This window comes from uncultured Polaribacter sp. (assembly GCF_947501385.1).
In the GTDB taxonomy this organism is placed as follows: Bacteria; Bacteroidota; Bacteroidia; order Flavobacteriales; family Flavobacteriaceae; genus Polaribacter.
On sequence record NZ_CANMVP010000002.1, the window covers coordinates 183161 to 205807 of the forward strand.

Annotated in this window: 20 protein-coding genes; 10 read left to right on the plus strand and 10 right to left on the minus strand. The window is 30.9% G+C overall.

Going from position 1 to position 22647, the window contains the following annotated elements; genetic code table 11:
• The first annotated feature begins 111 nt into the window (after positions 1-111).
• Positions 112-1386, plus strand: a complete 1275-nt coding sequence (gene argH / locus Q0998_RS02340) for an argininosuccinate lyase (RefSeq protein ID WP_299665680.1) — start codon at positions 112-114, stop codon at positions 1384-1386.
• 168 nt (positions 1387-1554) lie between these two features.
• On the opposite strand, the gene Q0998_RS02345 is transcribed toward argH, so the two are convergent.
• The 6 genes from Q0998_RS02345 to Q0998_RS02370 all read right to left on the minus strand — a co-directional run bounded on the left by Q0998_RS02345 (position 1555) and on the right by Q0998_RS02370 (position 7157).
• Positions 1555-2142, minus strand: a complete 588-nt coding sequence (locus Q0998_RS02345) for a hypothetical protein (protein ID WP_299665683.1) — start codon at positions 2140-2142, stop codon at positions 1555-1557.
• 24 nt (positions 2143-2166) lie between these two features.
• On the minus strand, positions 2167-2946 hold the full coding sequence (locus Q0998_RS02350) for a metallophosphoesterase (RefSeq protein ID WP_299665686.1): 780 nt from the start codon (positions 2944-2946) through the stop codon (positions 2167-2169).
• 494 nt (positions 2947-3440) lie between these two features.
• Positions 3441-3887 (minus strand): sterol desaturase family protein, encoded by a 447-nt coding sequence (locus Q0998_RS02355; protein WP_299665689.1) that lies wholly within the window; start codon positions 3885-3887, stop codon positions 3441-3443.
• 1 nt (position 3888) lies between these two features.
• On the minus strand, positions 3889-4731 hold the full coding sequence (locus Q0998_RS02360) for a phytoene/squalene synthase family protein (protein ID WP_299665692.1): 843 nt from the start codon (positions 4729-4731) through the stop codon (positions 3889-3891).
• A gap of 4 nt (positions 4732-4735) precedes the next feature.
• Positions 4736-6199 (minus strand): NAD(P)/FAD-dependent oxidoreductase, encoded by a 1464-nt coding sequence (crtI, locus tag Q0998_RS02365; RefSeq protein WP_299665695.1) that lies wholly within the window; start codon positions 6197-6199, stop codon positions 4736-4738.
• Positions 6200-6263: 64 nt separating this feature from the next.
• Entirely contained in the window at positions 6264-7157 is an 894-nt protein-coding gene (locus tag Q0998_RS02370; protein WP_299665698.1) for a MerR family transcriptional regulator, read from the minus strand.
• Positions 7158-7274: 117 nt separating this feature from the next.
• Here Q0998_RS02370 and Q0998_RS02375 point away from each other — a divergent pair, with 117 nt between their 5' ends.
• From Q0998_RS02375 to Q0998_RS02385, 3 genes are read left to right on the plus strand one after another with little or no spacing between them, the layout of a single operon-like run.
• Complete coding sequence (locus tag Q0998_RS02375) at positions 7275-7769, plus strand: RNA polymerase sigma factor (RefSeq protein WP_299665701.1); 495 nt, start codon at positions 7275-7277, stop codon at positions 7767-7769.
• Between the two features lie 3 nt (positions 7770-7772).
• Positions 7773-8417 (plus strand): hypothetical protein, encoded by a 645-nt coding sequence (locus tag Q0998_RS02380; protein ID WP_299665704.1) that lies wholly within the window; start codon positions 7773-7775, stop codon positions 8415-8417.
• A 10-nt stretch (positions 8418-8427) separates the two neighbouring features.
• A complete protein-coding gene (locus tag Q0998_RS02385; RefSeq protein ID WP_299665707.1) occupies positions 8428-8907 on the plus strand; it encodes a hypothetical protein in 480 nt (159 codons plus the stop codon).
• Here Q0998_RS02385 and Q0998_RS02390 read toward each other — a convergent pair.
• The gene (locus Q0998_RS02390) at positions 8904-9923 is read right to left on the minus strand and encodes a GntG family PLP-dependent aldolase (protein WP_299665710.1); all 1020 of its coding nucleotides are present in this window, start codon (positions 9921-9923) and stop codon (positions 8904-8906) included. The genes Q0998_RS02385 and Q0998_RS02390 overlap by 4 nt on opposite strands.
• 145 nt (positions 9924-10068) lie before the next feature.
• On the opposite strand from Q0998_RS02390, the gene Q0998_RS02395 reads away from it, so the two are divergent.
• Positions 10069-12462: a hypothetical protein gene (locus Q0998_RS02395; protein ID WP_299665713.1), complete on the plus strand. Its 2394-nt coding sequence runs from the start codon at positions 10069-10071 to the stop codon at positions 12460-12462.
• 4 nt (positions 12463-12466) lie between these two features.
• Here the strand turns inward: Q0998_RS02395 and Q0998_RS02400 are convergent, their stop codons facing one another.
• The gene (locus Q0998_RS02400) at positions 12467-14893 is read right to left on the minus strand and encodes a zinc-dependent metalloprotease (protein ID WP_299665717.1); all 2427 of its coding nucleotides are present in this window, start codon (positions 14891-14893) and stop codon (positions 12467-12469) included.
• A gap of 450 nt (positions 14894-15343) precedes the next feature.
• Between Q0998_RS02400 and prfB the strand changes: the two genes are divergently transcribed.
• The 3 genes from prfB (at position 15344) to Q0998_RS02415 (ending at position 19498) form a co-directional block, all read left to right on the plus strand.
• The gene (gene prfB / locus Q0998_RS02405; RefSeq protein WP_299665720.1) at positions 15344-16447 is read left to right on the plus strand and encodes a peptide chain release factor 2; all 1104 of its coding nucleotides are present in this window, start codon (positions 15344-15346) and stop codon (positions 16445-16447) included.
• A 118-nt stretch (positions 16448-16565) separates the two neighbouring features.
• Positions 16566-16946, plus strand: coding sequence for an arsenate reductase (glutaredoxin) (gene arsC, locus Q0998_RS02410; RefSeq protein ID WP_299665723.1), 381 nt, complete (start codon positions 16566-16568; stop codon positions 16944-16946).
• A 92-nt stretch (positions 16947-17038) separates the two neighbouring features.
• The gene (locus Q0998_RS02415) at positions 17039-19498 is read left to right on the plus strand and encodes an outer membrane beta-barrel protein (protein WP_299665726.1); all 2460 of its coding nucleotides are present in this window, start codon (positions 17039-17041) and stop codon (positions 19496-19498) included.
• 303 nt (positions 19499-19801) lie between these two features.
• Here Q0998_RS02415 and Q0998_RS02420 read toward each other — a convergent pair whose 3' ends face one another.
• Positions 19802-19975 (minus strand): hypothetical protein, encoded by a 174-nt coding sequence (locus Q0998_RS02420; protein ID WP_176397543.1) that lies wholly within the window; start codon positions 19973-19975, stop codon positions 19802-19804.
• Between the two features lie 154 nt (positions 19976-20129).
• On the opposite strand from Q0998_RS02420, the gene fumC reads away from it, so the two are divergent.
• Both fumC and Q0998_RS02430 read left to right on the plus strand, forming a co-directional pair.
• Complete coding sequence (gene fumC, locus Q0998_RS02425) at positions 20130-21530, plus strand: class II fumarate hydratase (protein ID WP_299665738.1); 1401 nt, start codon at positions 20130-20132, stop codon at positions 21528-21530.
• Between the two features lie 88 nt (positions 21531-21618).
• Complete coding sequence (locus Q0998_RS02430; RefSeq protein ID WP_299665741.1) at positions 21619-22092, plus strand: nucleoside deaminase; 474 nt, start codon at positions 21619-21621, stop codon at positions 22090-22092.
• Between the two features lie 44 nt (positions 22093-22136).
• Here Q0998_RS02430 and Q0998_RS02435 read toward each other — a convergent pair whose 3' ends face one another.
• Positions 22137-22646, minus strand: coding sequence for a DinB family protein (locus Q0998_RS02435; protein WP_299665744.1), 510 nt, complete (start codon positions 22644-22646; stop codon positions 22137-22139).
• Position 22647 lies beyond the last annotated feature (1 nt).

Here is a 22647-nt window from a genome sequence, read left to right on the forward strand (position 1 = left end):
CTAAAACCTTGTAGGTCTTAAACCATGAAAATAGTATATCAATAAGGAATTAAATTATAAAATAATATACCTACAAGGTCTTTAAGACCTTACAGGATAAAAGAAAAAATTATGAAACTTTGGGACAAAGGATTTTCAATAGATAAACAAATAGAAAAATTTACAGTGGGTAACGATCGAGAAATTGACATGCACATTGCAAAATATGATGTGCAGGCTTCTTTAGCGCATGCAATTATGCTAGAATCTATCGGTATTATTACTGTGGATGAATTAAAAAATCTAAAAAGAGGATTGCATGAATTAGCCAAAGATATCGAAAACGGAACTTTCGAAATTGAAGCTTCTTTTGAAGATGTGCATTCTAAAATTGAATGGGAATTGACCAATAAATTAGGTGAAGTTGGGAAGAAAATTCATACTGCTCGTTCTAGAAACGATCAAGTTTTAGTAGCTTTACAATTGTATTACAAAGAGAATTTAGCTATCATAAATAATAAAACAAAAACACTTTTTAATACACTTTTAGGTTTGGCAGAAACACACAAAGCAAGTCTTTTACCTGGTTATACTCATTTGCAAGTTGCGATGCCTTCTTCATTCGGGTTGTGGTTTTCTGCGTATGCAGAATTACTCATTGATGATGTGTATATGCTAAACGCAGTTGCCAAAGTGGTAGACCAAAATCCACTAGGTTCTGCTGCAGGTTATGGAAGCTCCTTCCCTATTGACAGAGAATTAACCACCAAAGAACTGAAGTTTTCAACCTTAAAATACAACGTAGTTGCGGCACAATTAAGCAGAGGAAAAAGTGAACGCTCCATCGCTTCAGCTTTAGGTGGATTGTGCAACACCATGTCTCGTTTTGCGATGGATGTTTGTTTGTATATGAGTCAGAATTTTAATTTTATTTCTTTTCCTGACCAACTAACCACAGGAAGTAGCATTATGCCACACAAGAAGAATCCTGATGTTTTTGAGTTGATTCGCGGAAAATGTAATAAAATTCAGGCTCTGCACACCGAAATGCTACTAATTACCAACAATTTACCCACAGGATATCATAGAGATTTTCAATTGTTAAAAGAAAATATCATCAATGCTTTTGAAGATGTTAAAGACATTTTAGACATCTTTAATTATTCCATTCAACAAGTAATTGTAAAGGATATCGATTTGAATGATGAGAAATATCAATACTTATTTACTGTAGATAGCATTAATAATTTAGTGGTGGAAGGAATGTCTTTTAGAGATGCTTATCAAAAAGTTGGCGGACAAGTGCAAGCAGGAACCTACAAACCCGATTTAGGAAAACAACATACACATATTGGAAGTATTCATAATTTGTCTTTAGATAAAATTAAGGAAAAGTATCCTAAATAATTGATCTTTGACAGACTAAAACTTACATCTTTAAAACAATTGAAACTATCAATTTCCAAAAAGAGCTTGTTGTAGATTATAAAGAATAAAAAAAGCAGTTATTTTAAAATACCTGCCTTTTAACATTATAATAGTTTTAAATCCATCAATAAATTTTATTCATTCAATTCAAAAATATAGATTTACACCAATAGCAGTACTAAAAATATCGTTCAATTTAACTTCTTTAGATGTGATTGCATACCATAAATACGTTTCAACAGTACCTAATTCAAAATAAAAGTCAGCTCCTTTTATCATTTTTGAATTGGGAAATTTTTTATGAATTGAAACTCCTGTAAATAGTGTAAAATGAATTGCATTTGTAATATAGTAACCTTTGGGATATTTTTCTGGCACTTTAAGAAACGAATTGTTTCCTGTTTCAAGACTTGCTGTAAATCCCACAATTGGCGATAAAGTGAAATTAGTACCCATTTCTTTTGTACAAATAGGAAATGTGTTCTTAATAGTAATTAGATGTATTTTTTCTGCTTCTGATACTGATTCTGGTACGTAACCATATAAAAATTCTGAATACCATGCTCTGTGAATAATTTCATATCCTACTCCAACAGAAAGAAGCCCTATATTTCCTGCAAATTGAATTTTGGCATAGTCTGGTAGGTACCAAACACTATCTTTTGCTTTCGTATCATTTAAAAAAGATTTTTGTCCAAAAGAAATAGTAGAGAATACTATTAAAATTATGAACATTAATCTACTGCTGCTTTTCATTACCTATAACGCTATCATTTCTATTGTATAAGATTCATTCTGTACATTCACAATACAATATGTTGATTTTTTGATTGTAGGCACAGTTAAATAATCTACCGTATTTTTTTCATAAAAATAATTGTGAGTATGCCCATGTATGGACAATGAAACATTATTTTCGTACAACAAAGATTTGTATGTTTCTTTCATATCATCATTAAATTGCTCCGTAGAAGGTGGCATATGAGCAACTACAAATATCTGATTAAACATTTTGCTGTTATTCAATTCCATTGATAACCAGTCAAAATCAGGTTCTTTATTGCTTTCCCAGACTGTATTGTCGAAAAGTATAAATTTGTTGTTATTAACTTTAAAAGAATAATTATAATCTCCAAACATTCTTTTATAAATTACACCTCCATTTGATTTATAATCGTGGTTTCCAATAACTGTTAGATAAGGTTTCTCTAGGTTTTTAATAATATCATAAAAAAGCTGATATTCTTTTAACACTCCTTGCTCAGTAATATCACCTCCAACAAGTACAAATAAAATATCTTCTTTTTTATTTATATCATCAATTATGATTTTAAGATTATTATAAAAGTAATGAGTATCGGTAATAAAAGCGAATTTAAAGTCTTGGGAACTTACTTGAATATTGTTTAGTAATTCTAAATTTTTAAAAGTCGTATTTCTATTCTCTTTTGTAACGCTTGCCTCATAAACACTAAATTCAAAAAAAGTGTCACAAGATGAAAAAATACCTATAAGTAATATAATTCTTAGATATTTCATTTGTTTTATTTACATCTATAAATTAAACAAAGTTTATGATGAGCTGTGTGCGTTTATAATAAACTATTGAATTTTAATTCATAATGGGAATCAAGGGTTGAAAATATACACTGGTTATCAATCTATTATGAAACCGTTTTAAGTAATTCTGAATCTTTAAAAACATAAAATATAAAATACTGATATTCAGTGTTAGTTAAAGTTCAACTCTTGATTCGAATTGATAATTAATATATAACTGAAAGTTAAATTTTACAAGTTTTATAGGAACAAATTTAAAAACTTTTAGTGATATTTCAAATAACTAAAAGAATCTGCAAGTGTTAAAAATTTGCTAATTATCTAAATAATAGAGGTATATATCAAATTCATTATCAGAGTAATATCAGGTATAAATTCATAAAAGAATAAGAAGTCATAAAACCAATTGCTGTTGAAAACTAATTAGTTTAAGAAGAGAAAAGGAAAAATATAAGTTGAGTTTATATAATAATTTATAGATATTGTTTAAAATATTTAAAAGGTACAAACAACATTCCAAAACACTGGCTTTCTTCTTTTCCCATATTTTTATGATGAACTTTATGCGCTTTTCTTAAGCCTTTTAAATACCAATTATTTGTATTTTTAAACCATTTAAAACGTTGATGAATTAGTACATCGTGAATTAAAAAGTAAGCAATTCCGTAACATAAAATTCCCAAACCAATAAACAATAAATAGGTATGTGTTGTATAGGTTCCGAACAAAAAAAGTAACATGCTTGGTATTGCAAAAACTATAAAAAAAGCATCGTTTTTTTCAAAAACATTTGGATATCCTGGTTCGTGATGATCTTCATGCAAAAACCAACCAAAACCGTGCATTACATACTTGTGAGTGCACCAAGTTATACCTTCCATAGTTATAAAAACTCCTAAAGTAATTAAAGCATACAGCATCTTAAATCATATTTAATTTATACTTTACATAACTTCTAGCCAACAAATTTATTTTCATTGGGTCTGAAATTCGAATTCTTGTGTCCATAATTTCTTCAGATGGCACATTATTTAATTTCTTCAATAACCTTCTATAATATCTATAGGCCATATAAACACCGAATTTTGCTTCTACAGGCAATTTTAAGATTCCGTTTTTAAAAGCAAAATCAAAATCTGCTTCAATCTCATCTATTATTATTTGTTTAGAAGCTGCGTCTAATTTTCCTAAATCTATGTTCGGAAAATAAGACCTATTTAAAAGTTCAAAATCATCTTTTAAGTCTCTTAAAAAATTTACCTTTTGAAAAGCAGATCCTAAACGCATTGCTGCACCTTTTAATTCGTCAAACTTAGCATCATCACCTTTTACGAAAACTTTTAAGCACATTAAGCCTACAACATCGGCAGAGCCATAAATATATGCATCGTATTCCTCTTTTGTTTGATATGCTGTTTTATGCAAATCGGCTTTCATACTTTTTAAGAAAGCTTGTACCATTTCATCAGGAATATGATATCTATTTACCGTTTGCTGAAACGAATTTAAGATAGGATTCAAACTAATTCCTTCTGATTTTGCATAATAATAATCACGCTCAAAATGCGCCATTAACTCTTCTTTATTATAATCATGAAAAGTGTCTACGATTTCATCAGCAAAACGTACAAAACCATAAATATTGTAAATATCTTGTCTTATTGATGGTGACAACGTATTTACAGCCATCGAAAAAGAGGTACTATATCTTTCAGTAACCAATTTACTACAACTGTTAGAAACACTATCAAATAATTCTTTCATGCTACTATTTGTTTTTTTTAATTAATTCTGATGCTATTTTACCAGAAATTAGTGCTGGTGGAACGCCTGGACCTGGCACAGTTAGTTGTCCGGTAAAATATAAATTATTTACTTTACTACTCTTAATATTTGGTCTTAAAAAAGCAGTTTGTAACAATATATTTGCCATTCCGTAAGCATTTCCTTTGTAAGAATTATATTCTTTTTTAAAATCTTCCACACAGAAAGACCTTTTAAATATAACACTTTTTTTAATTTCTTGCTTGGTTAATTTTTCGAACCTATCTATTATTTTATCAAAATATTCTTCTCTTAATGCTGATGTATCTTCTATTCCTGGTGCCAATGGTATTAAGAAAAAACCAGCTTCTTTACCTTCTGGGGCAGATGTATTGTCTGTCATAGAAGTAAAATTTGCATAAAATAAGGGATCTGTAGGCCACTTAGGGTTATCATAAATCTCTTCTGCATGCAAATCAAAATCGGTATCAAAAAACAAGGTATGATGACTTGCATTTTTAATTTTTTTATCAAAACCTACGTAAAACAGTAAAGAAGAAGGTGCAAATGTTTTTTTGCTCCAATATTTTTCTGAATACTGTCTTAAATTTTCATCTAATAAGGTTTCTGTATGATGATAATCGGCACCACTTAGCACCAAATTAGTATCTATTTTTTGACCATTCACTAGTAGCCCAGAAACGTTTTTATCTTTGTCTGTAATAATTTTCTCAACGTCTGCATCTACCTGAAAATGGACACCTAAAGAGGTTGCCAAAGTAACCATACCTTCAATTACTTTATACATTCCTCCTCTCGGGTGCCAAGTTCCTAAACCAAAATCAGCATAATTCATAAAATTATAAAATGCAGGTGTATTGCTTGGTTTTGCACCTAAAAATAGAACAGGAAATTCTAAAATTTTAATTAATTTAGAACTCTTTATATTTTTTCTTACTTGTTTTCGAATCGTTGAAAAAAATTGCGTTACTCTTGCTATTGTGGTGGTTGTGACTAATTCTAAAGGTGAAATACCAGGTTTATAGACCAAGTCTAAAATAGCAGTTTCATAATTTGATTTTGCCGAATCTAAAAAAGTTTTTAAATGTTTTGCACTTCCTTTTTCTTCTGCTTCAAACATGCTATAGATATCCTCTAAATTATCTGAAATTTTTAAGGAAGAATTTTCGCCAAAATAAACTTCATATCCAGGACTCAGCTTGTCTAAAGTATAATAATCTGAAGGTTTCTTCCCAAAATCTGCAAAAAAACGTTCAAAAACATCAGGCATCCAATACCAAGAAGGACCTAAATCAAACGTAAATCCATCTTTTTTATATTGTCTGGCTCTACCTCCTAACGTATCGTTTTTCTCTAGAACAGTAACATTATAACCTTCTTTTGCCAAGTAACAAGATGCGGCCAAAGCAGAGAAACCAGATCCAATAATATGAATTTCTTTTTTCATGTAATTCTTAATTGTTTAACAAATGTAGTAAAAAATTAAACAATTTATTTAGGGTGAGAAAATCTTATAAAACTTTTAACAAATCTGTCACTTTATCGTAAAAAGATATATCCATTTTATAAGTATTGTCTTTTATTAAAGAGGTCTTTCTACCTATAGCGATAAACTGGTGTTTGGTCTTTTCTAATATACTTTCTATCTCATCAAAATAAGAAGCTATTTTATCATCATAAGGTTGAATTGTTAATGAGGTAATAAAACACAACTCTCTATCATTTTTAAAAAAATAATTCAAATTGTCTAATGGTAAACTTTGCCCTAAATAAATAGTATGATGTCCTCTTAGAACCAATTCATAATTTAGATACAACAACCCTAAATCGTGAATTTCATTTTCTGGTAGAAATAACACATAGGTTTTTTTAGAGTCTGATACGCCATGTTGTAAATTCTCTGTATTGATATGTATTTTTTGTGCAATTAAATTAGAGATAAAATGTTCATGTGCTGGCAAAAGTGTTTCTGTTTGCCAAAGAAAACCAATATGACTTAAGAAGGGTATAAATACTTCTTTAAAAATATCTCTAAAAGTTTTTTTATGAAGCAATCGATCATAAGTTGTATTAAACATTATCTTATCAAATTGCAACATAGACAGTTTAAAAGCATTGATGGCTTCATCATTTATAGCAGTAGAAAAAGCGACTTCTCTAGATTGAAGAAGAATTTCTTCTTCAGACATTTTCGCTATTTTAGATATTTTATAATTGTTTTTGTTTAAGAGGACTACATTTAATAGTTTTTGTAAATTTTTATGAGAATAGTATCGAATATTTGTAGTGGTTCTTTGTGGCTCCAATAAATTGTACCTTTTTTCCCATATCCGTATGGTATGAGCCTTAATTCCTGAAATATTTTCAAGGTCTTTAATCGTGAAATCTTGCTTAATATTGTTCAATTTCTATAATTTATTGTTCAACAAATGTAGCAGTTTTTCATGAAAAAAAATAAATTTTAGCAAAATTGTAACATTTTATACATTTGAGCTACTTATAATGAAACTAACTAAGATCAATTGGAGAAAGATTTAGAGACTAAATTTTTATCGGAATTTGAAGAAAATCAAAACATAGCGCATAAAATTTGTAGGTTGTATACTACAAATAAAGATGCTCATAATGATTTATTTCAAGAAATAACAATACAAGTTTGGAAAAACTACCCAAAGTTTAGGGGAGATTCTAAATTTAGTACGTGGATGTATAGAGTAGCTTTAAATACTGCAATTTCATTGTATAGAAAGTCTACAAGAAGAGTAAAAACACAAGACATTAGTGATTTTGCTTATAAAATTAAAGCTACAGCTTATGATGATACCGAAGAACTGCAACTAAAATCATTGTACAAAGCAGTTCATCAATTGAATGATATTGACAAAGCACTTATATTTTTATACTTAGAAGACAAACCTTATAAAGAAATATCGGAAACACTGGGTATTTCTAGCGTAAATGCAAGAGTAAAAATGAACAGAGCAAAAGAAAAGTTAAAAAATATTTTAAACCCATAACTTATGGATTTATTAGACAATTATAAAAAAGCCTGGGACAATCAACCAGAAGAAGTACATAAATTCTCTACAATAGAAATTTATAAATTGGCGCACTCAAAATCATCATCTATTGTAAAATGGATTTTTATTATTGGTATCGTAGAACTTGCCTTTTGGTTTGGAATTAATCTTTTAATTCCTGACAGTATTTATAAAATTTATGAGGATTTTAATTTGGAAACTGAATTAAAAATATTTATGGTACTTCATTATGTTGTGATTATTATTTTCTTATATTTTTTCTATTTGAACTATAAAAAAATCTCTATTGTTGGAAATACAAAAAAATTAATTCAAGGTATTTTTAAAACAAGAAAGACAATTAAATATTATGTATATTATAATTTAGCGATCGCTTTCTTAGGGAGTTTAGTTATGAACTCTGTAATGCTTAGTGATTCTGATAAGTTGATGGAAATTATGAATCCAGAAAACTTACCTGTAAATGTTAACCAATTAATTACGGTAACTATAATTAGTCAAATAATTGCTCTACTAATTTTTATGGTTTTATTGTGGTTTTTTTATAAATTACTTTATGGAATTTTATTAAAAAAATTAAATAAGAATTACAAAGAATTGGCTAAATTAGACAGCATAAATTAAAGTGTTTTTTATGAAAAAGATTTTATTCAGTTTGGTTTTATGTATTTCATTTGTAGGATTTTCACAAAAATCAGATTTTTGGGATCATGTTCAATATGGTGGTGGTTTTACTGTAGGTTTTGGCAATCAAACAACCATCGGTATTTCACCAAGTGCTATTTACAATTTTGAGAATGGTTTTTCTTTGGGTATAGGTGTAAATTATTTGTATACAGAAATTAATGACTTTACTACAAGCGTGTATGGTGCTAGTTTAATTTCTTTGTATCAAACAAAAATCGGAATTCAGCTTTCTGGTGAACTTGATTATTATTTTGCAAAACAACAAGATCAATTCGATGCTGTAAACACCAATTTCCCTGCACTGCATTTCGGAATTGCTTACAACCAAGGTAGGTTTGCAGTGGGCATTCGTTATGATGTTTTGTATGATAGCAACAAGAGTGTTTTTGCTTCGCCTATATCTCCAGTGGTTCGTTTTTATTTCTAAAAATCTTTCAATTCCTTTAAAAGAATTTTATGCATTGTATTTGTGTAATCTAAATGTGTAACAATTCTAATTCGCCCTTCTCCCATTGGAGTTAACAAAATATTTTTTGTTTTCATTTTATTGATAAAATTGTCTGCTCCTATCTTTTTATCCACATAAAAAATAATGATATTGGTTTCTATGGGTTCAATTTTAGTTACATAAGAAACCGATTTCAAAATCGCTCCGATTTCTTGTGCTTTTAAATGATCATCTGCCAATCTTTCAATATGATGATCTAAAGCATATACTGCTGCAGCCGCTAAAAAACCAACTTGACGCATTGCACCACCAAGTAATTTTCGAATTCTTAACGCTTTTGAGATGTGCTCTTTAGAACCCAATAAAATAGAGCCAATAGGTGCTCCTAAACCTTTAGATAAGCAAATTGAAATCGTATCAAACAATTCCCCATATTGTTTTGGAGTTTCGTTTTTTGCTACTAATGCATTAAACAAACGTGCACCATCTAAATGGAACTCTAAATTATTTTCTTTTGCTATTTTTTGAATTTTCTCTAATTCCGAAAAATCCCAACAAGCGCCACCGCCTTTATTTGTGGTGTTTTCTATACAAACCAACCTTGAATAGGGAACGTGAATATCTGATCTTCCGGAAATAGCTTCTTGCAATTGTGCTGCTGTAAACATACCTCTATTTCCGTCAATTAATTTACAGGTAACTCCAGAATTGAACGCTGCTCCTCCACCTTCATAATTATAAACATGCGCATATTTATCACAAATTAATTTGTCTCCTGGTTGTGTATGCAATTTGATGGCAGTCTGATTTGCCATGGTTCCTGAAGGAAAAAATAAAGCATCTTCCATACCGAACATTTTTGCTGCTTTTTCTTGTAACTCATTTACAGTCGGGTCCATTTTAAAAACATCGTCGCCTACTTTGGCTTGCATCATTGCCTCCAACATTTTTGGCGTTGGTCTGGTTACTGTATCTGAAATTAAATTTATATCCATTTTATTATTTTGTTAACACTAAAATACGTAAATTTATCTAGATAAATAGACGTTAATAATGAAGCAGTTAACTATATTCATTTACTTTTTCTTCCTACTTCTTGTTAATTCATTGGTGGGTCAACAAGTAATTTTCCCAGATTTAATGAATTCAAAACTTGAAACGTATACAAGGGATAATTATCCCGAAAAGATATTTATTCATACCGATAAAACATTTTACACTCCCGACAGTCAAATTTGGTATTCCACATATTTAGTAAATGGCATCTCTCACACTAAATCTAAGAAAAGTACAGTTGTATATGTGGAATTAATTAGTAGCAAAGACAGCATTCTTAATAAAAAAATGCACTACATCTCTGATATTAATGATGCTGGTGATTTTAAACTTCCTAAGAATATAAAACCTGGAAAATATTACCTTAGAGGTTATACCAATTACATGAGAAATACAAATTCACTCCATTTTTTTAAAAAGGAAATATTTGTATTAGCAACCGACAGTATAGCACCAGATGTAAAGCAGAAATCTACTGAACAATTGAGGCAAAAAGAATCAATCTCTCAAAAACCCATTTTAAAATTTTATCCTGAAGGCGGGTATATTGTTCAGGGATTACCGAATAGGATTGCGATACAACTACCCGAAAAGGTATTTAATGATACCGCTGTGGTTGTCCATATAAAAAATAAAAATAAAGAAGTATTATCTACCTTTAAAACCAGAAAGTTCGGTTTAGGAGAGTTTTATCTAGTTCCATTAGAGAACGAAACCTACGTTGCTGAAGTGGATATATATGGTAAAAAGTATCAATATCTACTTCCCAAAATATTACCTAAAGGATATATCATAAATGTGGTAAACAAACCAAACGGGGTGTATATAAATTTGCAATCAAATACCAATAGTGTTTTAAAAAACAGTACATTAGTCATACACCAAAGAGGGAAACCTATCTACAGTAAGCAGATTAAAGAGCGTATCAATACCAAAACTTTAAAAATACCAGTATCTGAACTGGATAGTGGTGTGCTTTCAGTTACATTGTTTAACAGTCATAATCTACCCGTTTGTGAGCGATTGATATATATAGAAAATTCCAAAAAAGGTATTGATGTTGCAATTACTACCCCAAAAGATTATTACTGTAGCCGAAGAAAAGTTAATTTATCAATCAATATAATCGATTTTCAAAAGGAGAATGTACCCAGCAATTTTTCATTAGCGGTAAAAGATAAAAAATCCGATCCTAATTATTCAATTGCTGAAAGCATAAAAACATGGTTGTTATTAAATTCTGATCTAAAAGGGCATATTAAAAACCCCAACTATTTTTTTGAAGATTCAAAAGACTTACTTCGAAAATACTTATTAGATTTAGTAATGCTTACCAATGGTTGGAGAAGATTTACTTGGCAGGAAATTTTAAATAACGAAAATAAAAAATTTGAATTTTTACCTGAAACGGGTATTGTTATTTTGGGGAAAACTTTGGAAATGAAATCGCCTTATGCACCAAAATCATTACCCACTCGACTTACTTTTTTAGGCAAAGAAATTATACAGGAGCCCGTTCAAATTTCAGATGAAAAAGGGCGATTTAAATATGGTCCTTATGTCTTTTTCGATAGCATTCCAATACTTATCGAATCTCGATTAACAAATTTTAAATCAAAGAAAAATAAAGATCGAAATGTATTGATCACTACTGAGAAAGAAAAAAGAAGTCCTGATTTTTTTCTTAAAAACGATAGTATTTACAGCGGTATTGATATAAATCCTTTTATTAAAAAATACCTAGAACATGAAAAATATATTCGTGAAATAGATAGTATATTTAAAAGTCGAGACAATATATTAGATGAAATTTTAATTACTGCAAAACTTGATGATCCCGAAACAATTCGTGAAAACGAAATGAATAGTAGAGCTTCATATGGAAGTACTTTTAATCGCTATGATATAGAAAAAGATTACGACTTTGCAGACCCAAATATTTATAATCTTTTTTACGAAATGCCAAGAGTTAACGTAGAAGACGATACACTTTACGTTGGTCTTGGATCAAATAGTAAAGCACTAATATTGCTAGACGAGAGACAAATTGAAATTGCAGAATTACAGAGCTTAACTGTTGGTGACATCTCTTTTATTGATGTACTACTAGGACCAGATGCATTGATGTTTTCTAGCTCTGGTCCAGTTATTTCTATATATACAAGGAGATTTGGAAGCAGTGTTTCTAGTACCCGAAATATCAAACGGAAACCAGGAATCGTCGATTTCAATGCTATTGGCTTTTATACAGCAAAAGAATTCTATAAAACCGACCATAAAGACGGATTGGAAGAAAAAACGAAACCCGACACAAGAACTACTTTACACTGGGAACCAAAATTAAAATCCGACGCAACTGGAAATGTAAATCTGTCCTTTTTTACTTCCGACATAAAAAATGAATATGTCATTGAAATACAAGGCATTACAAATACAGGAATTCCTTTTTTTAAAACTACTTCAATTTATGTAAAATAATATATTATTCGGTACTGCTTCCAATAGGAGAACCGTCTGGTATTTTTGGTGTAGATTGTTTTTTAAATGCTGAAGGATTGTTTTGAAAATTAGTGATCATGCTAAGCATATGTTGATTCATCATTTTTTGAGTACCCTCACCTTTTAAATCCTTTAAATAAACTTTCACTTCTTCTAACATAAACAGTACAATGGCATTTACCTGTGTATATTGGTTTTTTGTAGCTCCTAAATTAAATAATGCTTCTAACACCTGGATATTAATAGTATTTTGATTTTCCTGATAATAAGCGTCTTTATGTGTTTTTTTTATCGTTCTTGAAATCAATTCGTTTAGCAATTCATCCAGTCCTAACTGATTTTTATGCATACTTTTATAAGCAACTAATCGTGAAGCTCTTTGTGGATGTAACAATAAATGTAAGGTCATTTCACTAGCGGTTTCTGTTGCTGAAATGGCATCAAATGCAACACCTAATTTGCTGTTAAATGACTCTCTTGATCTACCATACCCCATGGCTCTAGGTGGGAATAAGGCTAGTTTTTCTTTAGGAATTGCTAACTCTTCAACTTGTAAAGTTTGTAAAACTGCTTGTAAAGCAATTCTTTCTGTAGTTCCAGAAACTCGTTTTACAACGGTTTGATGATCGCCTTTTACGGCATAGCTATAATCCAATCCGCCAATTAATTTTACAGTGGCTTCTGTTTGATAACGATGGAAAAAATACAGCGGTACAAAAACATCTTCTAACACAGAATAAGGTTCATTTGTTTTAATATTATCTGTAGAAAAATTATGAATTGCTGTTTTTCTTATTTTTAAAACATTGTACAATTCATCATAAATATTGCCTCCATTGTCCCACAAATGAGCAGAAGCACTCGCACTTCCTTGAGATCTGGCATCAGCATCTGATAAATATTTCAGTCCACTTTTAGTCGCATTTTCTAAAATAGATTTTAATTCATTTTCTTCATTTGTATCCGAAGAAAAATCTTGATAAAAATAAGCAACGGTTACTTTATCCCAAGCACCAATTTTAGTGTCATAAGCATCAGAAAAATCAATATTGCCATCTTCTTTTAAAGTAAATTTTGGGTGTGGATAATCCATCACAGAAGCTCTACCATTGGTACTTGCCGCAAAATTATGAGCAAAACCTAAAGTATGTCCTATTTCATGCGCAGATAGCTGTCTAATTCTTGCAACAGCCATTTTTAGTGCAAAATCATCATTAGTTGTATTATTTTTATAGGGAGCTTGCAATGCTTGTGCAATTAAAAAATCTTGACGAATTCGTAAACTTCCCAAACTCACGTGTCCTTTTATAATTTCACCTGTTCTTGGATCAGAAATACTGGCACCATAACTCCAACCACGAGTGGATCTATGCACCCATTGTACCATATTATAGCGAATATCTAAAGGATCTGCGTCTTCTGGTAACATTCTCATTTGAAATGCATCTTTATAACCAATGGCTTCAAAAGCTTGGTTCCACCAGCGTCCGCCATCTAATAAAGCAGAACGAACAGGTTCTGGAGTTCCTCTATCTAAATAATAAATAATAGGCTCCTTTGCTTCGGACATTGCAGCCTCTGGGTTTTTCTTTTCTAAACGATGTCTGTAAATAAAACGTTTTGTAATCGATTCATTCACAGGCGTTGCATAATCTAAATAAGACATCGCATAACCTCCAGAACGCGTATCGAACTTTCTGGGTTGGTATTTAGCATCTGGCAGTTCTATAAACGAATGATGTTGATGCACAGTAACCAAACTCGCATCTGGAGTAACACTTCTTAAATTATATCCTTTTGGTGAACCCTTAAAGGTTAATAAAATATCAAATTCAACATTCTTTGGAAACGCTTTTGTTCTCTCTATATTAAAAGCAGATTTACTTTTGTCTAAACTATAGCTTCCTTGGTTGTTTCTTGCCAAAGTTTTGGAAACTCCATGCGCATCTCTGATAAAAAAAGAAGTCGCATCTACTAAAAACTGTCCGCTTTTTTCTTCTTTGATAGTAAAACCATGTAAAACAGATTTTGCAAATGCTTCTTTTACAGATTGTTTTTCTTCTTTATTATCTGTAATTGCTCTATAATCTTGATTTGGCTGCATCAATAATAACTTATTCCCCGCTTTTTTAAAATGCACAACCACTCCGCTGCCTAGTTGCCCTCTATCTAAACCAATATCGTTAGAACCAATTCCTTCAGAAAGCGAACGCACATAAAGAAATTCTTTGGCTACATCTTTAATCTGGAGAAAAATTTTATCCGTATTTTCATCATAATAAAAATCAAAATAACCTTCGTATTTTGTTATTCCTTTTTGAAAATTATTGCCTGATTTTTCTTTAAAAAATTGTGAAAATCCATTCAAAGAAAATAAAATAAGAAATAGAATAAGTAGTGATTTTTTCATGGTTAGAATATTTTCTATAAATCTATAAAATAAGAATCAGCTTTTAAAAGAAGATATCTTAAAATTTCATTTATTTTTGTGAAGAAATTTATATTAAAAAATTGCCACGAATTCACCAATAAAAAAACGAATTAATTTTATTCGCGAATTTGTGGCATTTATAAATAACTAAGTGTAATTTTTCTTTGTACATGACAAAAATTTATCAAATAGTTTCAAATGTCAGGTCGAGCGCAGTCGAGACCTCATGTTTCTCGGTAATTTCAATAAAAACTACCTCTCGAGAAACTACGTTTTATACTTTCAATCAAAATATATTTTGATTTCAGTAATGCTCGAGGAGACATTTTAAAAAATAAAATAACGAACTATTTTAAAGGCGTTTATAGTTTAAATACTGTTTTTTGTCATGTACTGAAGTAATTTTTATAATTTACCTTTATTAAATCTATGATTACACAAGACCAACTTAAAGATATTGCTACAAGAATTGAGAAATTAAAATCTTATTTAGAGATTGATAAAAAGCTCATAGAAATTGCAAATGAAGAAGAAAAAACGGCAAATCCTGATTTTTGGAATGATCCTAAAAAGGCAGAAGTTGTTATGAAAGAACTCCGTTTTAAAAAGAAATGGGTAGAAGATTATAAAAAAACAATTTCTTTAAATGAAGATCTACATGTGTTGTATGAGTTTTATAAAGAAGGTGAAGTCGAAGAAACTGAAGTAGTTGAACAATTTGAAAAAACAAGCACTTTTTTAGAAGATTTAGAGTTTAGAAATATGCTTTCTGAAGAAGGAGATTCTTTGTCTGCAACCCTACAAATTACAGCTGGTGCTGGTGGAACAGAAAGTTGCGATTGGGTAGAAATGCTCTCTAGAATGTATACCATGTGGGCAGAAAAGCAAGGTTTTAAATTGAAAACACTCAATTACCAAGCCGGCGATGTTGCAGGGATTAAAACAATTACCATAGAAATTGATGGTGATTATGCTTTTGGTTGGTTAAAAGGAGAAAATGGTGTGCATCGTTTGGTGCGAATTTCACCTTTTGATTCTAACGGAAAAAGACACACAACATTTGGTTCTGTCTATGTTTTTCCTGTGGCAGATGATGCTATTGAGATTGATATCAATCCTGCCGATGTAGAAATTGTAACGGCACGTTCAAGTGGTGCTGGAGGGCAAAATGTAAACAAAGTAGAAACCAAGGTTCAACTGACACACAAACCTTCAGGAATTCAGATTTCTTGTTCCAATTCACGCTCTCAACATGACAATAGAGCCACTGCAATGAAAATGCTAAAGTCTCAACTCTATGAAATTGAATTGCAAAAAAAACAAGCCGCAAGAGATGAAATTGAATCTGGTAAATTAAAAAACGAATGGGGAAGTCAAATAAGAAATTATGTAATGCACCCTTATAAATTGGTAAAAGATGTAAGAACTGCGCATGAAACGGGCAATGTAGATAATGTTATGAATGGAGATATTGATCCATTTTTAAAATCTTATTTAATGTTGAATGGGCAGAAAAAAGAGAGCCTATCTTAATCTTCCCAAAGGGACAAAACACGCTTGTGCTTAAAGTAGTATGAAAGATAACAAATTGGTTTTGACAATCAACCTTTCAAACAGTATAAATTAACATGCCATAAACTAAAAGAAATAAATGACTAAAAAAGAAAATTTCTTCCCTTTGGGAGAAAGGGGGCTTATCATATACCACAATCCGCGTTGTAAAAAATCTAGAGAAGGTCTTGCTATATTAGAAAACTCAGGTAAAGAGTTTGAAGTTGTAAAGTACTTAGATGATACTTTGTCAGAAAAAGAGTTATCAGAAATACTTAAACTGTTAAACATCTCTCCTATGGACTTAGTTAGAAAAGGCGAAAAAATCTGGAAAGAAAATTACAAAGGAAAAGAACTATCGGATGCAGAAATTATTTCAGTAATGGTAGAAAATCCGAAGCTAATTGAACGCCCCATTGTCATTAATAATAAAAAAGCAGTTGTTGGGAGACCTCCTTCAACCATTTTAGAAATAATCTAAATAAGGTCATAAAACATTGTTTAACTTTTTTTTAACCCTTTTAAACTAAACTTAAAAGGAACTTTGCAGTCATATAAAAAATCAATACAGTTTTGACGCAAAAAATCTCACTATTCATTTGTTGCTTATTTACAATAACAACATTATTTTCTCAAAGTCCAATAAACGATGCTAATATTATTATCTCTGGAAAAGTTGTAGACGCTAAAACCAATCAGCCTTTAGAATATGCTACCATTATTTTAAAAGATCTTGAGACTCAGAAAATTTCTGGAGGTATTACAGATCTAAATGGAGAGTTTTCTATAAACGCTTCAAAAGCTACCTATGCTATTAGTGTAGAGTTTATCTCTTTTAAATCCGTAAAATTTCCAGCAGAAAATATTACTTCAAACAAAAATTTCGGGATTATAAAGTTAGCAGAAGACACGAATAGTTTAAATGAAGTTGTAATTATAGCTGAAAAAACCACTGTTGATATTCGTTTAGATAAAAAGGTTTTTAATATTGGAAAAGATTTATCAATTAGAGGTGGAAATGCAAGCGATGTGTTGGGCAATGTACCGTCTGTTCAAGTAGATGTAGAGGGTACGGTGAGTTTAAGAGGTAATGAAAATGTAACCATTTTAATTGATGGAAGACCAAGTGCTTTGGTTGGTATGAATGGCGCAGAAGCATTAAGACAAATACCAGCAGAAGCTATAGAAAAAGTAGAGGTAATTACCTCACCATCTGCAAGATACGATGCAGAAGGGACCGCTGGGATCTTAAATATCATACTTCGAAAAAATAAATTAGTGGGTTTTAATGGCTCTTTACAGCTAGATTTAGGAGTTCCGGCAAGAGTAGGAACCGCATTTAATGCAAACTGGAGAACTAAAAAATGGAACTTATTTACAAATACTGGTTTTAGATACAATGAAACTCCTGGGAATGCTTTTAGTGATTCACAATATTTTGAAACAGATACCCAAGATGCAAGGAGAGTTATTGAAAGTAGAAATTTTGGAAGATTAGGCAGGTCTCTATTTACAAGTTTTGGTGCTGAATATTATCTCACCAAAAATTCAAGTATTATTGGAAATATTGTTTTTAATAGTGGTAATGATGATGATGTAAACACAAATAACATTAGTAGATTTGACGAAAATGCCGATATCATTGAAAAAACGCAGAGAATTGAAAGTGAAAGCGAAGATGAAAAACGCATTCAATATACCGTAGATTACGTAAATAATTTTGATGGAAATGGGAGAAAACTATCGGTAAACACTCAATATTCTACAGAAGTCGAAGATATTTTAAATGATATTCCTGAAATAAATTCGCTTACAAATAGTGTAGATGAGATTGAGAAAGTGGTTGAAAATCAAGAAGAAGATCGTGCTTTATTACAAATTGATTATGTACATCCTGTAGGAGAAAATATTCAATACGAAGCTGGTTACAGAGGGAATTATAGAGATATTTTCAACGGTTTTTTTTTAGAAGAAACAAATTTTAAAAACGGTGGAACTCCTGAAGTACTCCTAGACAATTCATTTAATTATAAAGAATATATAAATGCTGCATATTTTCAATATGGACAGAAATTCAATAAAATTTCATTGTTAGCAGGTTTGCGTTATGAATATACAGCTGTGGAAATTGATCAAAGAACTTCTTCTACTCCATTAGACAAAAATTATGGGTATTTATTTCCAACTCTAAACCTTGGTTTCGAATTTAAAGATGGCGAAAATATTACATTAGGATATAATAGAAGAATTAGAAGACCTAGAGGAAGAAGTTTAAATCCATTTCCAAGTAGATCAAGTGAAGCTAATATTTATACGGGAAATGTAGATTTAAACCCTGTTATTACAGATGCTATAGATTTAGGATATTTAAAACGTTGGGATAAATTCACATTAAGCACATCCATCTATTATAATATTAGTGATGATAACTGGGAGAGAATTCAAGAGGAAACAGGTGAATTTACAGATAATGGAGACCAAATTACAAGAAGGTTTCCTGTTAATTTATCTACAGAAGAAAGAGTTGGTTTAGAGTTTACACTAAATTACAGACCTTTCAAAGTGTGGAATATCAATAGTGATTTCAATTTATTTCATGTCACAACAGATGGAGATTATGAAAATCCAGATACTGGTAAAGTAACAAATTTCGATTTTGAAAACACGGCTTTTTTTATCAGATTAAATCAAAAAATTACCTTACCTGGCAAAACCGATTTACAGATCAACATGAATTATAGAGGTGCTTCACAAAGTGCACAAACTGATAGTCAGGGAGTTTTTAGCACAAATTTAGCAGCAAGTAAAGATTTCTTCGATGAAAGGGCATCTTTAAGTTTAAATTTTAGTGATGTTTTTAACAGCTATCGAAGCCAAAGAACAACATTCATTCCTGGGTTTTTAGAACAATATAGTGAGTTTCAATGGAGAGAGCCACAATTTAGAGTAAGCTTCGTATATCGTTTCAATCAGCAAAAGAAAATAGAAAGACAAGAAAGAGAAGATGGTGGTGGAGAAGATTTTGAAGGATAATTATTCTCCATTCAAAATTGCGAAAAACAATTTCGATCTCCCTAAAGGGAAGATAAGTTTAGAGATTATAAAAAAAAATTAAATTTTACTTGTAGGTTTTTTTATAATTTGTGCGTACAAAAGGGCTTTGAGTTTATCTTGAGCATAGTCTAAGTTTTCCAATCTTTTGCTTCATCGTCTCAAGAGGATTTCCTCTTGAATATCTAACAACCTTACATTACCCCATAAAAAAAACTCAATTACAAAAATTGTAATTGAGTTTTTTAATTTTATATCTAAAATTTACGGATGTAAATTATAAAATTACTTTCCTTCAGCAGCTTTTCTTGCTTCTTTCTTTAATTTCATATTTTCCCAAATGGTTCCACCAATCCAATAAGGTACCACAAAAGTTAGTAAGAATATCAACAGCCAAAAACCAGCTGTAAAAATAAACATGAATAAAACTAAACCTGAAAATTGAGAGAAATCTAACATTTGTTTCTATTTGATTAATTAACTATGCAAAAATAAGACATATTTTTAAAAATTGCTATCAAAAATTATTTTTTTTCAACAGTATTTAAAAAGGATTGTTTAGACCGTTTTCGCTTACTTTTTGTAAATTTGTTCAATCTAAATTCAACTTAAAATGTCAACATACAGAATAGAAAAAGATACCATGGGATCCGTAAATGTTCCTGCAGACAAATATTGGGGCGCACAAACAGAACGCTCAAGAAATAACTTTAAAATTGGCGCACCAGGTTCAATGCCTTTAGAAATTGTTTATGGTTTTGCGTATTTAAAAAAAGCTGCAGCGTATACTAATTGTGAATTGGGCGTTTTAAAAGAAGAGAAAAAAGACTTAATTGCACAAGTGTGCGACGAAATTTTAGCAGGAAAATTAGATGACCAATTTCCATTGGTAATTTGGCAAACAGGTTCTGGAACACAATCTAATATGAATGTAAATGAAGTAATTGCAAACAGAGCGCATGAAATTGCAGGAAATGTAATTGGTGAAGGTGAAAAAACCATTCAACCCAATGATGATGTTAATAAGTCGCAATCTTCTAACGATACCTTTCCAACAGGAATGCATATTGCTGCCTATAAAAAAATTGTAGAAAATACCATTCCAGGAATTGAACAATTAAGAGATACTTTAAAAGCAAAATCAGAAAGCTTTAAAGATGTTGTAAAAATAGGGCGTACACATTTAATGGATGCAACTCCCCTCACCTTAGGTCAGGAGTTTTCTGGTTATGTGGCGCAACTAAATTTTGGTTTAAAAGCAATAAAAAACACTTTAGAGCACTTAGGTCAATTAGCTTTAGGAGGTACTGCAGTGGGTACAGGATTAAATACTCCGGCTGGTTACGATGTTTTAGTCGCAAAATACATTGCCCAATTTACAGAACTACCTTTTATTACTGCAGAAAATAAATTTGAAGCGCTAGCTGCTCATGATGCCTTAGTAGAAACACATGGCGCTTTAAAGCAAGTTGCCGTTTCTTTAAATAAAATTGCAAATGATATTCGTATGATGGCATCTGGACCAAGATCTGGAATTGGAGAAATTGTTATTCCTGCAAACGAACCAGGTTCATCAATTATGCCAGGAAAAGTGAATCCAACCCAAGCAGAAGCCCTTACGATGGTTTGTGCGCAAGTGATGGGAAATGATGTTGCTGTAACCGTTGGTGGAACTCAAGGCCATTATGAACTAAATGTTTTTAAACCAATGATGGCAGCAAACGTTTTACAATCTGCTCAGTTAATTGGAGATGCTTGTATTTCTTTTGATGAAAATTGTGCGGCAGGAATTGAACCAAATCACACAAGAATTACAGAGTTGGTAAATAATTCTTTAATGTTAGTTACTGCATTAAACACCAAAATTGGTTATTACAAAGCCGCAGAAATAGCAAACACCGCACACGCAAACGGAACCACTTTAAAAGTAGAAGCGGTACGTTTGGGATATGTAACGCCAGAACAATATGATGAATGGGTAAAACCTGAGGAAATGACTGTAGGGTTGAAATAAGTTGACAGTAATTCAGTTTTCAGTTGCAGTTTTTACTAAGGTCTACGCTGAATTTTGAATATTTAATTTTGAATTTTAAATACAAAGGATGAGTAATCACGAAGAATTTATGAATGAAGCGGTAAAAGCTGCTTTAAAAGGAATGAGTAAAAATGAAGGCGGTCCTTTTGGATGTATTGTTGTAAAAGACGGAGAAATTGTTGGAAGAGGAAATAACAAAGTTACTTCTACCAACGACCCAACCGCACACGCAGAAGTTACAGCCATTAGAGATGCTTGTAACAATTTAGGTTCTTTTCAATTAGATGGTTGTATCGTCTATACTTCTTGCGAACCTTGCCCGATGTGTTTGGGTGCAATCTATTGGGCAAGACCAGATAAAGTATATTATGGTAGCAATCAACAAGATGCTGCAGATATTGGTTTTGATGATGAATTTATTTATAAAGAAATTCCATTACCTTATGAAAAAAGAAGTATCCCTTTCGAACAAGTTGGAAGAAAAATTGCTTTAGAGCCTTTTCAAAAATGGACTAAAAAGCTAGACAAGACAGCCTATTAAATAAAAAAATCCGAAGTTTGCAATAAAGCTTCGGATTTTTTATTTTACAAATACCTTTCTTTTATAATATTTAGATGATGCATTTGGTGGCCCGAAAATAAATACCCTAAAGCTCTTACAGACATTTTATTATTAGAAGCTATTCCTACTCTTAACAATGCGTCGTCAGAAAAACTTTTATATAACTGTATCGTAGATTTTCTTAAAATGTTCATTTCATCTAGTAAGTCAAAGTAGTTTCTTTCATTTGCATTGTCATTTTGCACAAAGACGTCTTGATCAAAACCCGGTAACGGTGTTTGATCATTTCTTGCAAAACATAAGGCTCTGTAACAGAAAACTCTTTCTGTATCGATTGTGTGTTGTATCAATTCTTTTAAAGTCCATTTGCCCTGTTTGTAAGCAAAATTGTGCTTTTCATTAGGTAAAGTTCTTAATAAAGTATCAAAGTCTTTTTGTGAATCTAATAAATATGCTAACAAAGATTTTTCTTTATAAGGAACTAATTGAATATATTGTTCAAAATAAGGTGCATATTCAGTTTCTGATAACATA